Annotated in this window: 13 protein-coding genes and 1 riboswitch; of the genes, 11 read left to right on the top strand and 2 right to left on the bottom strand. The window is 72.9% G+C overall.

Annotated features, from left to right (window positions below; translation table 11 throughout):
- Nucleotides 1-114: 114 nt before the first annotated feature.
- The 8 genes from ACZ4U4_RS10040 to ACZ4U4_RS10005 all read left to right on the top strand — a co-directional run bounded on the left by ACZ4U4_RS10040 (nt 115) and on the right by ACZ4U4_RS10005 (nt 8990).
- A complete protein-coding gene (locus ACZ4U4_RS10040) occupies nt 115-1161 on the top strand; it encodes a nucleoside triphosphate pyrophosphohydrolase (protein ID WP_467871155.1) in 1047 nt (348 codons plus the stop codon).
- Between the two features lie 160 nt (nt 1162-1321).
- The gene (locus tag ACZ4U4_RS10035; protein WP_467871153.1) at nt 1322-2644 is read left to right on the top strand and encodes a cytochrome P450 family protein; all 1323 of its coding nucleotides are present in this window, start codon (nt 1322-1324) and stop codon (nt 2642-2644) included.
- Between the two features lie 232 nt (nt 2645-2876).
- Complete coding sequence (locus ACZ4U4_RS10030; RefSeq protein WP_467871151.1) at nt 2877-3896, top strand: transglycosylase family protein; 1020 nt, start codon at nt 2877-2879, stop codon at nt 3894-3896.
- 260 nt (nt 3897-4156) lie between these two features.
- Nucleotides 4157-4324: riboswitch (cyclic di-AMP (ydaO/yuaA leader) on the top strand.
- Nucleotides 4325-4328: 4 nt separating this feature from the next.
- The gene (locus ACZ4U4_RS10025; RefSeq protein ID WP_467871148.1) at nt 4329-5009 is read left to right on the top strand and encodes a transglycosylase family protein; all 681 of its coding nucleotides are present in this window, start codon (nt 4329-4331) and stop codon (nt 5007-5009) included.
- A gap of 476 nt (nt 5010-5485) precedes the next feature.
- A complete protein-coding gene (eno, locus tag ACZ4U4_RS10020; RefSeq protein WP_467871145.1) occupies nt 5486-6766 on the top strand; it encodes a phosphopyruvate hydratase in 1281 nt (426 codons plus the stop codon).
- Between the two features lie 178 nt (nt 6767-6944).
- Nucleotides 6945-7400, top strand: a complete 456-nt coding sequence (locus ACZ4U4_RS10015; protein WP_467871142.1) for an FtsB family cell division protein — start codon at nt 6945-6947, stop codon at nt 7398-7400.
- A 79-nt stretch (nt 7401-7479) separates the two neighbouring features.
- A complete protein-coding gene (locus ACZ4U4_RS10010) occupies nt 7480-8025 on the top strand; it encodes a DUF501 domain-containing protein (RefSeq protein ID WP_467871139.1) in 546 nt (181 codons plus the stop codon).
- A complete protein-coding gene (locus tag ACZ4U4_RS10005; protein ID WP_467871136.1) occupies nt 8022-8990 on the top strand; it encodes a Ppx/GppA phosphatase family protein in 969 nt (322 codons plus the stop codon). Before ACZ4U4_RS10010 ends, ACZ4U4_RS10005 begins: the two co-directional genes overlap by 4 nt.
- Nucleotides 8991-9045: 55 nt before the next feature.
- Here the strand turns inward: ACZ4U4_RS10005 and ACZ4U4_RS10000 are convergent, their stop codons facing one another.
- Complete coding sequence (locus ACZ4U4_RS10000) at nt 9046-9315, bottom strand: type II toxin-antitoxin system RelE family toxin (protein ID WP_467871134.1); 270 nt, start codon at nt 9313-9315, stop codon at nt 9046-9048.
- Nucleotides 9312-9584, bottom strand: coding sequence for a type II toxin-antitoxin system Phd/YefM family antitoxin (locus tag ACZ4U4_RS09995; RefSeq protein ID WP_467871131.1), 273 nt, complete (start codon nt 9582-9584; stop codon nt 9312-9314). The genes ACZ4U4_RS10000 and ACZ4U4_RS09995 overlap by 4 nt, the downstream gene beginning before the upstream one ends.
- A 454-nt stretch (nt 9585-10038) precedes the next feature.
- Here ACZ4U4_RS09995 and ACZ4U4_RS09990 point away from each other — a divergent pair, with 454 nt between their 5' ends.
- The 3 genes from ACZ4U4_RS09990 (at nt 10039) to ACZ4U4_RS09980 (ending at nt 14325) form a co-directional block, all read left to right on the top strand.
- On the top strand, nt 10039-11598 hold the full coding sequence (locus tag ACZ4U4_RS09990; protein ID WP_467871128.1) for an SPFH domain-containing protein: 1560 nt from the start codon (nt 10039-10041) through the stop codon (nt 11596-11598).
- A gap of 29 nt (nt 11599-11627) precedes the next feature.
- Nucleotides 11628-12542 (top strand): C40 family peptidase, encoded by a 915-nt coding sequence (locus ACZ4U4_RS09985; RefSeq protein ID WP_467871125.1) that lies wholly within the window; start codon nt 11628-11630, stop codon nt 12540-12542.
- Nucleotides 12543-12942: 400 nt separating this feature from the next.
- Nucleotides 12943-14325, top strand: coding sequence for an NAD(P)/FAD-dependent oxidoreductase (locus tag ACZ4U4_RS09980; RefSeq protein WP_467871122.1), 1383 nt, complete (start codon nt 12943-12945; stop codon nt 14323-14325).
- The last annotated feature ends 26 nt before the right edge of the window (nt 14326-14351 follow it).

Raw genomic sequence — 14351 nt, 5'->3', positions numbered from 1 at the left:
TACGTCCCGGGGAGCGGCCCCGGCGCCCGGCCGGCCCCCGCGGCCCCCGGGCGCCGGGGCCGCTGCCGGTCCGCGGCGCGGGGCGCTGTCGGTGAGGTGCGTTACGTTCGAGGGGTGAACGCTGACGTGCCCTCCGCCGACGCCGCTGCCCGCCCCGAGGGCGGCACCGGGCGCCTGGTCCTGCTCACCACCAGCCACCGTGTCGCCCCGGGCCTGCTGTCCTGGAACGCCTGGCGGACGCTGCGCGCCGCCGACCGCGTGTTCTGCGCCGACGCCGCCCACCCGCAGCTGCCGTATCTGCGCGAGGCCGGGGTCACGGTGGAGTCCGCCGTCCCCACCGCCCGTGAGCTGGTCGACGACTGCGTCGCCGGGGACCGCACGGCCGTCGTCCTCACCTCCGCCGACGGCGAGAGCACGCTCACCGACGGACTGGCCCGCCTCGCCGGCTCCGGCCGCGAGACCATGCCCGACCTGGAGCTGCTGCCCGGCGCCTACGACCTGCCCGGCGCCCGCCTGCTCGATCTCGTCCAGGTCATGGACCGCATCCGCGCCGACTGCCCCTGGACGGGCATCCGCACCCACGAGGACCTCGCCAAGTACGCCCTGGAGGAGACGTACGAGCTGGTCGAGGCCATCGAGACCGGCGACCGCGAGGCGCTCCGCGAAGAGCTGGGCGACGTCCTGCTCCAGGTCGTCTTCCACGCCCGCATCGCCCAGGACGACCCCGAGGCGCCGTTCTCGGTCGACGACGTCGCCGGGACGATCGTGGAGAAGCTGATCCGCCGCCATCCGCACATCTTCGGGGACGAGCCCGCCGAGACACCCGAGGACGTCCGGGCGCACTGGCTGCGCACCAAGGCCACCGAGAAGGGGCGCGCCTCGGTCACCGACGGCGTCCCGCTCACCCAGCCCGCGCTGGCCCTCGCCGCCAAGCTCGCCTCCCGCGCCCGCACCGCCGGTCTGGACGTCCGCCCGTCGGCCCCCGGCATCGGCTACGAACTCCTCGCCCTGGCCGCCCGCGCCGAGGCCGAGGGCACCGACCCCGAAACCGCCCTCCGCGCCGCCGCCCGCACCTACCGCGACGCGATCCGCGCGGCGGAGGGACTGCCGGCGGCGGGGGAGACGCCCGAGACACCTGAGATATCTGAGACACCTGAATAAGGGGTGTCGCCCGGGGAGGCGGGGCGGTCCGCTGCTCGGCGGTCCGCCCGCGCCGCCGCCCGGGCGCCCCGGCTCCCGGCCGCCGTCCCCGGGCGCTGGGCGCCTCCCGCGCCCCGCACCGCGCCGTCCGACCGCCCCGAGCAGCGGTTACCGTCGAAAGGTGCACCCCACGCCCGACACCGCCCCCGGCTGCCCCGCGCACCCCGCGGCCGCCGCCCCGCCCGCCCCCGCCCTCTTCACCTGGGAGTTCGGCGCCGACCCGTACCCGGCCTACGCCTGGCTGCGGGAGCACGCGCCGGTGCACCGCACGGAGCTGCCCAGCGGCGTCGAGGCATGGCTGGTGACGCGGTACGCCGATGCCCGGCAGGCGCTCGCCGACGCCCGGCTGTCGAAGAACCCGGTGCACCACAGCGAGGGCGCCCACGGCAAGGGCAAGGTCGGCATCCCCGGCGAGCGCAGCGCCAACCTCATGACGCATCTGCTCAACATCGACCCGCCCGACCACACCCGGCTGCGCCGTCTGGTCTCCAAGGCGTTCACCCCGCGCCGTGTCGCCGCCTTCGCACCGCGCGTCCAGGAGCTGACCGACGCGCTCATCGACGGCTTCGCCGCCCGCGGTGAGGCCGACCTCATCCACGAGTTCGCCTTCCCGCTGCCCATCTACGCCATCTGCGACCTGCTCGGCGTCCCGCGCGAGGACCAGGACGACTTCCGGGACTGGGCCGGGATGATGCTCCGCCACACCAAGCCGGGCGGCACCGGCGGCGGGCCGCGCGGCGGCGTCGCCAAGGCGGTCAAGAAGATCCGCGGCTACCTCGCCGAGCTGATCCACCGCAAGCGCGCCGCCCTGCCGCCCGAGCCCGCGCCCGACGAGGACCTGATCTCCGGCCTGATCCGCGCCTCCGACCACGGCGAGCACCTCACCGAGAACGAGGTCGCCGCGATGGCGTTCATCCTGCTCTTCGCCGGGTTCGAGACCACCGTCAACCTCATCGGCAACGGCACCTACGCCCTGCTGCGCACCCCCGACCAGCGCGAACTCCTCCAGAAGTCGCTGGCCGCCGGCGACCGCGAGGTGCTGACCACCGGCATCGAGGAGCTGCTGCGCTACGACGGCCCGGTCGAGCTGGCCACCTGGCGGTTCGCGACCGAGGAGCTGACGCTCGGCGGCGAGCGGATAGCCGTCGGCGATCCGGTGCTGGTGGTGCTCGCCGCCGCCGACCGCGACCCCGCCCGCTTCGACGCCCCGGACACCCTCGACCTGCGCCGCACCGACAACCCCCACCTCGGCTACGGCCACGGCATCCACTACTGCCTCGGCGCGCCGCTCGCCCGCCTCGAAGGGCAGACCGCCCTTGCCACCCTCCTGATCCGCCTGCCCGACATCCGGCTTGCGGCGGAACCGGACGATTTGCGGTGGCGCGGCGGGCTCATCATGCGGGGTCTGCGCACCCTCCCCGTGGAGTTCACCCCGGCCCCCTGACGACACGCCGCCCACCTGCGCGGACGGCCGCCCGCAGGCCGGAAGTTGACCCTCCGTCAGCCGCGTGACCTACACGTGATCTCCGCTACACCGGCTTGTGACGCCCCGTGAGCCCGGCTACCTTGCCACCGAACACGTGCTCCAGCGCTCCGGTGGACGCCGTACCGGACCCCGGGCGGCCGGACCGGGGCGGCGGGGCGGACAACTCAACCGCCGCTCGAAAGGCAATCGCATGCGCACCGGCAACGGCAGACACCGTCGCCCCCGCCAGGCACCGGCCCTCTTTGTCACGGCGGGTGTGACCGGCGCGGGCCTCGCCCTGCCCCTCCTCGGCGCGGGCGCCGCCCACGCCGCCGACGCCTCCACCTGGGATCGCGTCGCCCAGTGTGAGTCCGGCGGCATCTGGTCGAGCGCCAGTGGCAACGGCTTCTACGGCGGGCTCCAGCTCACCCTCGACATGTGGCGCGACCACGGCGGTCTGGAGTACGCCGCCCGCCCCGACCTGGCCAGCCGCTCCCAGCAGATAGCCGTGGCCCAGGCGATCCTCGCCGAGCGCGGCCCCGACGCCTGGCCCCGCTGCGCGTCCGACGCCGGACTCACCGAGGACGGCGAGGCGCCCGACGTCGACCCCGGCGGCGCCGTCACCACCCCGCCCGCCGGTGCGGACGACGCCCACACGGGTACCGGCACCGACTCCGACCAGGACGAGCCCTCGACGCCGGACACCACCGACCCGTCCACCCCGCAGGGCACCCCGGACCCGTCCGGCAGCCCGGACCCGTCCGACACCCCGGACCCGGGCACCCCGGACCCGTCCACCTCGCCCGACGCCACCGGCTCCCCGGAGGCGCACGAGGGATCGCAGCGACCCGGCACGCCCGGCCCGTCCGACGAGCCGTCCACCGACCCGTCCGGCCACGCCTCGCACCCGTCCGAGCCCTCGCACCCGTCCCGTACGACGCCCCCGGCGGACACCGACGGCCCCCGTGGCGGCGACGGCTCCGGGCGCCACCGCGGCGGCGCCGACGAGGACGGCGACCGCGCCCCGGGGCGGCACGCCTCGCGCGGCGGTGAGCGGACGGACCCGGCCGAGGGCGGCTACACCGTGCGCTCCGGTGACAACCTGTCAGCCATCGTCGAGGCGCGCGACCTGCCGGGCGGCTGGCCCGCGCTGTACGAGCGCAACGAGGACGTCATCGGCGACGACCCGGACCTCATCCAGCCAGGTCAACTCCTCGATCTGGGCCACTGATCGAGCCGAAAGGCGGCTTTTGCCCGTTTTGGCGAAAGTGAGACATGGCTCTCGTCCGTGTCCGCCGTGTCCCGACCTGCCCTTCGAATCCACACCATGTCCTACCTGCGGAAATATGCGCCCTCTGCGGTCGTTGACGGTCAACTGGGTGCAGAAAACGGGGTTTGAACGACACGGGGGGTTCTGTTTACGGTCAGGACCGCTCGCCAAAGCGGGCCCTTCGTTCACACGCCGAATCCTGCCGGTGGGCGAAGGTGGTCGACGCGCAAGCGCCGAAGGCAGGAGCGGGGGACCCAAGGTAAGTGCCGGCCCCGCCCGTGAAAACGGGTCAACCGGCTTGGGGTGAAGCCGTGTGCGCGTCACACGGCCGGGCAATCCACACCGCCCGAACCCGACAGCTCACCTCGCAGGCGTCGGTGAGGAAAACGCATCATGCTGAGCAACAAGGCCAAGCACCGCCGTCCCTCCAAGGCCGTCCGCGTCGCCACCCTCGCCGGTGTCGCCGGCGCCGCCGTGGCCGTCCCGCTGATGGGCGCCACCAACGCCTCCGCCGCCTCCGTCTCCACCTGGGACGCCGTCGCCCAGTGCGAGTCCGGCGGCAACTGGTCGATCAACACCGGCAACGGCTACTACGGCGGCCTGCAGTTCTCCGACTCCAGCTGGAAGGCCGCCGGCGGCCTCCAGTTCGCCTCGCGCGCCGACCTGGCCACCAAGGCCCAGCAGATCCAGGCCGCCGAGAAGCTGCTCGCCATCCAGGGCCCGGGCGCCTGGTCCTGCGCCGGCGCCGGCAACCTCACCTCCGGTGGTCCGTCCCCCGACCTGAACACCGGCACCACCAAGGCCGCCCCCAAGCAGCAGGCCCCGCAGCCCAAGGCCGCCCCGCAGCAGCAGGCGCCGAAGCAGCAGGCCCCGAAGCCGCAGGCCGCCCCCAAGCAGCAGGCGCCGCAGCACCACGCCATGGGCCACGGCAACTACACCGTGAAGTCCGGCGACACCCTGGCCAAGATCGCCAAGGCGCACGGCAAGAACTGGAAGTCGGTCTACGCGGACAACAAGTCCGTCATCGGCTCCAACCCGAACCTCATCTTCCCGGGCCAGAAGCTCCACGTCTGATCCCCGCGCGGGGCCCCACCGCCCCGCACCCCGGGCCCCCGCCCCCTCCCGGCCCACCGCGCCCGTGCGTACGGCGGTACGCACGGCCCACCGGACCGGGAGGCGGCACCGGCCGCCCGGACCCGCGGGCCACGGCCCCCGGCACCGCCCGGGAGCCCCCGCTCACCCGCGGACCTCACCCCCCCCCACGGGATACCCCGCCCGGCGCGCACGTCCCCGGGGCGGCACCGGCTCCCCGCCTCGCCGCCCTCCGCGCGCCGAGGCGGGGTTTCGCCGTTCCGTACCCTGGTCCCGGACACAGCGTCGTGCCCGCCCCTTATCAGCTGCTTTTCCGTTCCGCGGCCTTCGTTGTCGAATGTCAGGAACCTGGCGTCCGAGGCACCTTTCGTCCCGTACTGCGGGCCGCGAGGTAGCGGAGGGCCCCGGGGCCGTTAGGCTCGTGCCGCAGAACTCCAGACACCCATGAAGGAGACAACGTGCCGTCCATCGACGTCGTCGTAGCCCGCGAAATTCTCGACTCGCGAGGTAATCCCACGGTCGAGGTCGAGGTCGGCCTCGACGACGGCTCCACCGGCCGGGCCGCCGTCCCGTCCGGTGCCTCCACCGGAGCCTTCGAGGCCGTCGAGCTGCGTGACGGGGACCCCAACCGCTACCAGGGCAAGGGCGTCGAGAAGGCCGTTCTCGCCGTCATCGAGCAGATCGGCCCGGAGCTGGTCGGCTACGACGCCACCGAGCAGCGCCTCATCGACCAGGCCATGTTCGACCTGGACGCCACCGACAACAAGGGCTCGCTGGGCGCCAACGCCATCCTCGGCGTCTCCCTCGCCGTCGCGCACGCCGCCTCCGAGGCCAGCGACCTGCCGCTCTTCCGCTACCTCGGCGGCCCGAACGCGCACGTCCTGCCCGTCCCGATGATGAACATCCTCAACGGTGGGTCGCACGCCGACTCCAACGTCGACATCCAGGAGTTCATGATCGCTCCGATCGGCGCGGAGTCCTTCTCCGAGGCGCTGCGCTGGGGCGCCGAGGTCTACCACACCCTCAAGAAGGTCCTGAAGAACAAGGGCCTGGCCACCGGCCTCGGCGACGAGGGCGGCTTCGCCCCCAACCTCGGCTCCAACCGCGAGGCCCTCGACCTCATCCTGGAGGCCATCCGCGAGGCCGGTTACGCCCCCGGCCAGGACATCGCGCTCGCCCTGGACGTCGCCGCCTCCGAGTTCTACAAGGACGGCAAGTACCAGTTCGAGGGCGAGGAGCGCTCCGCCGCCGAGATGACGGAGTACTACGAGGAGCTGGTCGGGGCCTACCCGCTGGTCTCCATCGAGGACCCGCTGTTCGAGGACGACTGGGCCGGCTGGAAGGTCATCACCGACAAGCTCGGCGCCAAGGTCCAGCTCGTCGGCGACGACCTCTTCGTCACCAACCCCGAGCGCCTGGCCCGCGGCATCGAGGAGGGCTCCGCCAACGCCCTCCTGGTGAAGGTCAACCAGATCGGTTCGCTCACCGAGACCCTGGACGCCGTCGAGCTGGCCCAGCGCAACGGCTTCAAGTGCATGATGTCGCACCGCTCCGGCGAGACCGAGGACGTCACCATCGCCGACCTGGCCGTCGCCACCAACTGCGGCCAGATCAAGACCGGCGCCCCGGCCCGCTCCGAGCGCGTCGCCAAGTACAACCAGCTGCTGCGCATCGAGGAGATCCTGGACGACGCGGCGGTCTACGCCGGTCGCTCGGCGTTCCCCCGTTTCAAGGGCTGACCTTTCCGGCCGGGTGCGTCCCGCTCCGCCCGACCGTGGGCGGGCCACCCGCCGCACCGGCCTGCGTTCGTCCCCGGCGACGGTCCCGTACCGTTGCCGGGGACGGCTGCGCTTCCGAACGGCCCCGCCCGGCGGGAGCGCCCGAACTCCATGACGGTCGGCCAACAGGGGAGGCGACGTGTCCGCGGACAGGTTCTCGACCGCGACCCGGCTCAAGGCGCTCGGCGAACAGGCGGCGGCCCGCGTCCAGCGCGTCCGGCGCCCCCGCCGCAACCGCCTCACCGGCCGGGCCGCCCTGCTGGCCCTCGTCATGTGCTCCCTCGTCGTGGCCCTGGCCTACCCGATACGGCAGTACGTCTCGCAGCGCTCCGACATCGCCGACCAGCGCCGCAAGGCCCAGGAGGCGGCCAGGACGCTGGATCGGCTGCGCGACGAGAAGTCCCGCTGGCGCGACCCCGCCTACGTCGAGCAGCAGGCCCGGCTGCATCTGCACTTCGTCCGCCCCGGCGAGACGGGTTATATCGTCCAGGACGGCTCGCGCGCCGACGACGGCGCCGCGCGCGAGGACGCGGCAGCGGCCTCCAGCCCCTGGTACGAGAACCTCTGGGCCGACGTCGACGCGGCCGACCGGTGACGCGCCGCACCCCGGCCGCGGCCACCGGCCCGCGGCCGTGAGCACCGAAGACCCATCGAAGATCCCACCGAAAGCGCACATGGACACGCCTCCGCCCCAGACCGAGCCCACCGAGCCCACCGCCGCGGACATCGCCGCCTTCAAGGAGCAGCTGGGCCGCCCGCCGCGCGGCCTGCGGGCCATCGCCCATCGCTGCCCCTGCGGTCAGCCCGATGTCGTCGAGACGGCCCCGCGCCTGGAGGACGGCACGCCGTTCCCGACGCTGTACTACCTGACGTGCCCGCGCGCGGCCTCCGCCATCGGCACGCTGGAGGCCAACGGCGTGATGAAGGAGATGACGGAGCGGCTGGCCACCGACCCCGAGCTGGCCGCCGCCTACCGCGCCGCCCACGAGGACTACATCAGCCGCCGCGACGCCATCGAGGTCCTGAAGGGCTTCCCCAGCGCCGGCGGTATGCCGGACCGCGTCAAGTGCCTGCACGTCCTCGTCGGCCACTCCCTCGCGGCCGGTCCCGGCGTCAACCCGCTCGGCGACGAGGCGATCGCGATGCTGCCCGAGTGGTGGCGCAAGGGCCCGTGCGTGAGCCCCTGCGACGAGGGCGCCGCCGAAGGAGCATCCGAATGACCCGGGTCGCCGCCGTCGACTGCGGCACCAACTCCATCCGCCTGCTGGTCGCCGACGTCGACGCGGCCACCGGTGAGCTGACCGAGCGGGACCGCCGGATGCAGATCGTCCGCCTGGGCCAGGGCGTCGACCGCACCGGCCGCCTCGCCCCCGAGGCGCTGGAGCGGACCTTCGCCGCCTGCCGCGAGTACGCCGCGGTCATCAAGGAGCTGGGCGCCGAGCGCACCCGCTTCGTGGCGACCTCCGCCTCCCGCGACGCGGAGAACCGCGACGACTTCGTCCGCGGTGTGGTGGAGATCCTCGGCGTCGAGCCCGAGGTCATCACCGGTGACCAGGAGGCGGAGTTCTCCTTCACCGGCGCCACCCGCGAGCTGACCGGCATGGAGGCCGGGGGTGCGGAGGGCCGACGGCCAGGCTTCGCCCGCCCGTACCTCGTCGTGGACATCGGCGGCGGCTCCACCGAGTTCGTCCTCGGCGACACCACCGTCCGGGCCGCCCGCTCCGTCGACATGGGCTGCGTGCGGATGACCGAGCGCCACCTGGTGCGCGACGGCGTGATCAGCGACCCGCCGGCCCCCGACCGGATCGCCGCGATAAAGGTCGACGTGGCCGCCGCCCTCGACGAGGCCGAGGCCGCCGTCCCGCTCCGCGAGGCCGCCACCCTCGTCGGCCTGGCCGGTTCGGTCACCACCGTCGCCGCCATCGCCCTCGGCCTCGACCACTACGACTCGCAGGCCGTCCACCACTCCCGCATCTCCCGCGCCCGCGTCGCGGAGATCACCGACCGCCTGGTCACCTCCACCCACTCCGAACGCGCCGCGATCCCGGTCATCCACCCGGGCCGCGTCGACGTCATCGCCGCCGGCGCCCTCATCCTGCGGGAAATCATGGACCGCACGGGCGCCGAGGAGGTCGTGGTCAGCGAGCACGACATCCTGGACGGCATCGCCTGGAGCCTCGCCTGAGAGGTTCACGGCCCGCGCGGCCCCCGTCGCCTTCGGGCGACGGGGGCCGCTGCGTTCACAGGGTGCGGTAGACGTCGCGCCGGTCGCCGACCTTGACGACGAGGATGATGAGTTCGCCGTCTTCGACCTGGTAGGCGATCCGATAGTTGCCTACCCGGAGTCGGTAGAGGCCCGACGGGCCGGTGAGTTTCTTGATGTCGGCGTCCTCGCGGTACGGATCGTCGCCGAGCGCGGTCAGCGCGGCCAGGATGCGCATGGCGGCAGGCCGGTCGATGGCGCGAAGTTGCCGCTGTGCCGCTGTGGTGAACCGGAACGCGTACTTCACGCCGCGCCTTCGGAGTGCTCGGTGAACAGGTCGGCCAGCAGCTCGGCCATGGTCACGGTCGGGCCGTCCTCGGCCAGGACCGCTTCCGCCTCCCGGGCCAGCAAGACATCGGCGGCTTCCTCGAGCGCGTCGAAGTCCGTGATCGGCACCACGGCCGCCACCGGTACGCCATTGCGGGTGATCACCGTGGGTGAGCCCTCCTCGGCGCGATTGATGTGGTCCGCCAGGTGCGCACGGGCTTCCCGCACGGTCACAGTGTGCTCAGCCATAAGGGAAGTGTACGCACCTTTGCGTACACGCGCAGCTCGGAGAGGGTGGCACCTGCGGCCGGAAGGCGGGACGGAGGGTAACTCCCCCGCCGCGCCGGAGAGTGCCGCCACGCCGGGCCGATACGTGCGTATATGGGCGGTAAGGGTCCGCGACCGCCTAGCGCATGACCATGTGTGCTTTCTTGGGCCGAAAGTCCCTTCACCTCGGGACTTTCGGCCGCTGGTGTGCCCGGTTCGCTCTGTAAAGATCTTGTTGGTGGCCTCTGGTCATCTTTTGGTCAGTTAAAAGGCGACATCTAAAGGCAGTTGAGAGGACGGGCGGTCGTGGAGGCAGTCGGGGGCCGAGCGCCCCGGAAGGGCGCGGGCGGTCTGCCGTCCGGTCCCGTCCGGCCCGGTTGCGCACGGTTACCCGGCCCACGGCCTCGCCGCGGTTCCTGCGACGACGGAGCGGACGATGGCATCGATACCCGACGATGAGCAGCACGAGGGTGAGTCGGCGCCCGTACCCGCCAAGCCGAAGCGGCCGTACAACGTGTGGCGGGGGGACGGCATCCCGATGGACAAGCTCTTCCGCGAGGGAGAGACGGAGGAGACGGCGGACGGCCAGGGAGCGCAGGCGCGGCACGCCCCCGTGACGGAGGAGGACACCGCGGAACAGCCGCGGGTGCTCGTGCCGTTGCTGGACGTGGACACCGGGCTCCCCTTCCGAGACGAGTTCGCGGACGAGATCCCGGTGCGGAGCACGGTGCTCCGGCCGGCCGGAGCGGCGGCCCGGGCGGGCGGCCCGGCGGCCGCGGACGCCGCGGTGGCAGGCATCGCCGCCGCCAACGGACTGCTGGACACGGCGGAGCGGACCGGCCGTGGCACACCCGAGACCGCGGACGGCGGCCGGGCCGAGGAGCCGGCGCCGCGCACCGGACGCACACGTACCGGACGTACGCGTACGGGGGTGGGAACGGGAGAAGGCACCGCGGAGCGGAAGCGGCGGGGGCCGTCGCGCTCCGGGGGCCGGGACGCCGAGGACACCGGGCCGCCCGCCGCGCGGGACGGCGAAAAGCGGGCGCCCTCCCGCCGGACCCCGTCGGCGGACCCCGCCCTGACCGAGCGGCGCGGCCCCTCGCTGTCCGGCTGGCTCGCCCTCGCCGTCGGCCTGCTGGCGCTCGGGAGCGGCGTGGCGCTGCTGTGGTGGCGCGGCGTGCTGCCCGAGCCGGTCGTGCGCGGTGCGGGTCTGCCCGTCACGGGGCCGGGCCGGCTGCGCGGCCGGGACGGGCTGCTGCTCGCCGGTGCGGCCGTGGTGGCGCTGCTCGCCTTCGGCGGGCTGACCCGCGGGCGGGTCGGCAGCGCCTTGGTGCTGAGCCTGTTCGGCCGCTACCGGGGCACCGTGCGCCGCGCCGGTCTGCTGTGGATCAGCCCGATGCTGCTGCGCCGCCGGGTGGACGTCCGGCTGCGGCACTGGCGCAGCGAACCGATGCCGGCCGTGGACGCGGACGGGGCGCAGCTGCGGGCCGTCGTGATGGTCGTCTGGCGGGTCAAGGACACCGCGCGGGCGCTGCTCGCCGTCGAGGACCACGCCGACTACCTGCGCGAACAGGTCGAAGCCGCGATGGCGCGGGTGCTGTCGCAGGCCCCGGCGGACGCCTTCCACGAGGGCGGCGGCCCGGGGCCTGCCGCCACCTCCACCCTGCGGGACGCGGAGGCGGTCGGGGACGCGCTGACCCGGATGCTGGCCGCCGACTGCCGGCCGGTCGGTATCGAGGTCTTCTCCGCGCAGCCCACCCGCATCGAGTACGCGCCGGAGGTGGCGGGCGCCATGCAGCGCCGCCAGATCGCGGCGATCGATGCCAGGCACCGCGACACCGTGCTGGCCTCGGTCGTCGACGCGGTGGACGACACCGTGCGCCGGCTGACCGCCCGGGGACTCGTCGAACTCGACGACTACGAACGGAAGGCCCTGGTCAAGGACTTGACCGTGGCCTTCTACACGGCGCGCGGCAGCGCGGCGTCCGAAAGCTGAGCCAGCGCTCAGGGAAAGGCAGGTCACGCATGCGGACACCGGAATTCACCGAGGAGGCCCCGACCGACTGCTCGTGCGACTTCTGCACGGGGGTCCAGGTCGCCGACGTGCACGGCGGCCACCGGCCGCGGTGCACCGTGCGCGGTGCCGTCGTCGCGGCGGTGGGCGCGGCGGTGCTGGTCGGCACGGGCGCGGGCCCGGCGAGCGCGGAACCGGCACCGAGCCACGCGGGCTGGGACGGCACGAAGTACTGGTTCAAGAACGCCGCCGGGGAGTGGCGCTGGACCAGCTACAAGTCGAAGTACGAGCGCTACACCGGCAAGAGCGGCGGCAGCACCGCCCGCCCCCCGGCCGCCTCCCGCCCCGCCCCGTCCACCGGGCACAACAGCTCGCCGACCTTCCGCGGCCGGTCCGGCTGGGACGCCGTCGACCGGGTGTACTGGTACCGGAGCAGCGGTCACTGGTGGTGGACCAGCCACCGGGACATCTACGAGGCCCGGACCGGTAAGTCCGGCTCCGCCTCCACGGGCTCCGGCAGCTCGGGCGGCTCCGGCTCCAGCGGCAAGGGCACCCCGTCGCGGCACGGCACCGAGGCCGCCATCGCGTGGGCGATGAGCCAGCTCGGCAAGCCGTACGCCTGGGGCGGCAACGGACCGTACTCCTACGACTGTTCCGGCCTGGTCCAGCAGGCGTACCGGCGGGCCGGCATCTCGCTGCCGCGGGTCGCCGACTACCAGTACCGCGCCGGGAAGCCGATCGCCCGCTCGCAGCTGCGCCGCGGCGACCTCGTCTTCTGGTCGAACAGCAGCTCGTCCTACGGCATCCACCACGTGGCGATCTACCTCGGCAACGGCCAGTACCTGGAGGCGCCGCGGCCGGGGAAGAACGTCCGCGTCTCGTCCTTCTCCTTCTACAACCCCAACATGTACGCCCGCGTCGGCTAGTCGCGAGGTGCACGCCGCCGCCGGGTCCGGAGCGAAGCCGCTCCCGGGCCCGGCGGACGGCTGCGGGGAAGAAAGTTCGTGAAATCCTTCACATGAAAAAGGTGCCGGATGGGCGAAGAAACCGGCCCTCCGGCCCTCATTCGAAGGCCCTAGGTCCCTTGTGGGCGGGGAATGCGCGGCTTCGGGTGTGGTGAGGGCGGCCCGGTCCGGTCGGTGGTCCAGCGGCCGGTGCGCCCGCAACGCCTGATCAACGGGGTGATCAACGCCTGGCGCGGTCCGGTGGTTCCCCAGGGGCGCTATGGCGTCGGTCACGGGGGCGGCGGAGTGTAGCAGATGCCCCTACGATCCTTGTGAAGGGGCTCACGAGCAGCCCCCCAGGGGGAGGTGGATACTCGATTGCATGAGCACCACGGAGCGTCCCAGGATCCTCGTTGTAGGCGGTGGGTACGTAGGCCTGTACGCGGCACGTCGCATCCTCAAGAAGATGCGGTACGGCGAGGCGACCGTCACGGTCGTCGACCCGCGCTCGTACATGACGTACCAGCCCTTCCTCCCTGAAGCTGCGGCCGGCAGCATCTCCCCGCGCCACGTCGTGGTGCCGCTGCGGCGTGTGCTGCCCAAGGCGGAGGTTCTCACCGGCCGGGTGACCACCATCGACCAGGACCGCAAGGTCGCCACCGTCGCGCCGCTGGTCGGCGAGGCGTACGAGCTGCCCTTCGACTACCTGGTCATCGCGATGGGCGCGGTCTCCCGTACCTTCCCGATCCCGGGCCTTGCCGAGAACGGCATCGGCATGAAGGGCGTCGAGGAGGCCATCGGCCTGCGCAACCACGTGCTGGAGCAGCTGGACAAGGCCGACTCCACCACCGACGAGGAGGTCCGCCGCAAGGCGCTGACCTTCGTCTTCATCGGCGGCGGCTTCGCCGGTGCGGAGACCGTCGGCGAGGTCGAGGACATGGCCCGCGACGCTGCGAAGTACTACAACAACGTCAAGCGCGAAGACATGCGCTTCCTGGTCGTCGACGTCGCCGACAAGATCCTCCCCGAGGTCGGCCCGAAGCTCGGTGCGTACGGCAAGGCGCACCTCGAGGGCCGTGGCGTCGAGGTCTACCTCAAGACGAGCATGGAGTCCTGCGTCGACGGTCACGTCGTGCTCAACAACGGCCTCGAGGTCGACTCGGACACCATCGTGTGGACCGCGGGCGTCAAGCCGAACCCGGCGCTCTCCCGCTTCGGTCTGCCGCTGGGCCCGCGTGGTCACGTCGACACCGCCGCCACCCTCCAGGTGCAGGGCAGCGACTACATCTGGGCCGCGGGCGACAACGCCCAGGTGCCGGACATGGTCGGCCGCCGGGCCGGCAACGAGAACGCCTGGTGCCCGCCGAACGCCCAGCACGCGCTGCGGCAGGCGAAGGTCCTCGGCGACAACGTGGTCTCCGGTATGCGGGGCTTCCCGCAGAAGGAGTACAGCCACGCCAACAAGGGCGCGGTCGCGGGTCTGGGCCTGCACAAGGGCGTCGCGATGATCGTCGTCGGCAAGGCGAAGATCAAGTTCAAGGGCCGTCTCGCCTGGTACATGCACCGCGCGTACCACGGCATGGCGATGCCGACGTTCAACCGCAAGATCCGGGTCTTCGCCGACTGGACGCTCGCGATGTTCCTCAAGCGTGAGGTCGTCTCGCTCAGCGCCATGCAGAACCCCCGCGAGGAGTTCTACGAGGCCGCCAAGCCGGCGCCGAAGCCCGCCGCCGAGGCCGACAAGCCGAAGGCCAAGGCTTCTTGATCTCCAGGTCGGCGTAGTCCGGCCGG

The organism is Streptomyces sp. NPDC029159 (genome assembly GCF_055564055.1).
Note: the sequence above shows the minus strand (reverse complement) of the source record. Positions and strands in the feature narration are given on the sequence as shown.

Excerpts from the sequence above, each read along its gene's own strand:
- ACZ4U4_RS10005 (WP_467871136.1), top strand. The coding sequence starts at position 8,022 with ATGACCCGGGTCGCCGCCGTCGACTGCGGCACCAACTCCATCCGCCTG.
- ACZ4U4_RS10025 (WP_467871148.1), top strand. The coding sequence starts at position 4,329 with ATGCTGAGCAACAAGGCCAAGCACCGCCGTCCCTCCAAGGCCGTCCGC.
- ACZ4U4_RS10030 (WP_467871151.1), top strand. The coding sequence starts at position 2,877 with ATGCGCACCGGCAACGGCAGACACCGTCGCCCCCGCCAGGCACCGGCC.
- ACZ4U4_RS09985 (WP_467871125.1), top strand. The coding sequence starts at position 11,628 with ATGCGGACACCGGAATTCACCGAGGAGGCCCCGACCGACTGCTCGTGC.
- ACZ4U4_RS10010 (WP_467871139.1), top strand. The coding sequence starts at position 7,480 with ATGGACACGCCTCCGCCCCAGACCGAGCCCACCGAGCCCACCGCCGCG.
- ACZ4U4_RS09980 (WP_467871122.1), top strand. The coding sequence starts at position 12,943 with ATGAGCACCACGGAGCGTCCCAGGATCCTCGTTGTAGGCGGTGGGTAC.
- ACZ4U4_RS09995 (WP_467871131.1), bottom strand. The coding sequence starts at position 9,584 with ATGGCTGAGCACACTGTGACCGTGCGGGAAGCCCGTGCGCACCTGGCG.
- ACZ4U4_RS09990 (WP_467871128.1), top strand. The coding sequence starts at position 10,039 with ATGGCATCGATACCCGACGATGAGCAGCACGAGGGTGAGTCGGCGCCC.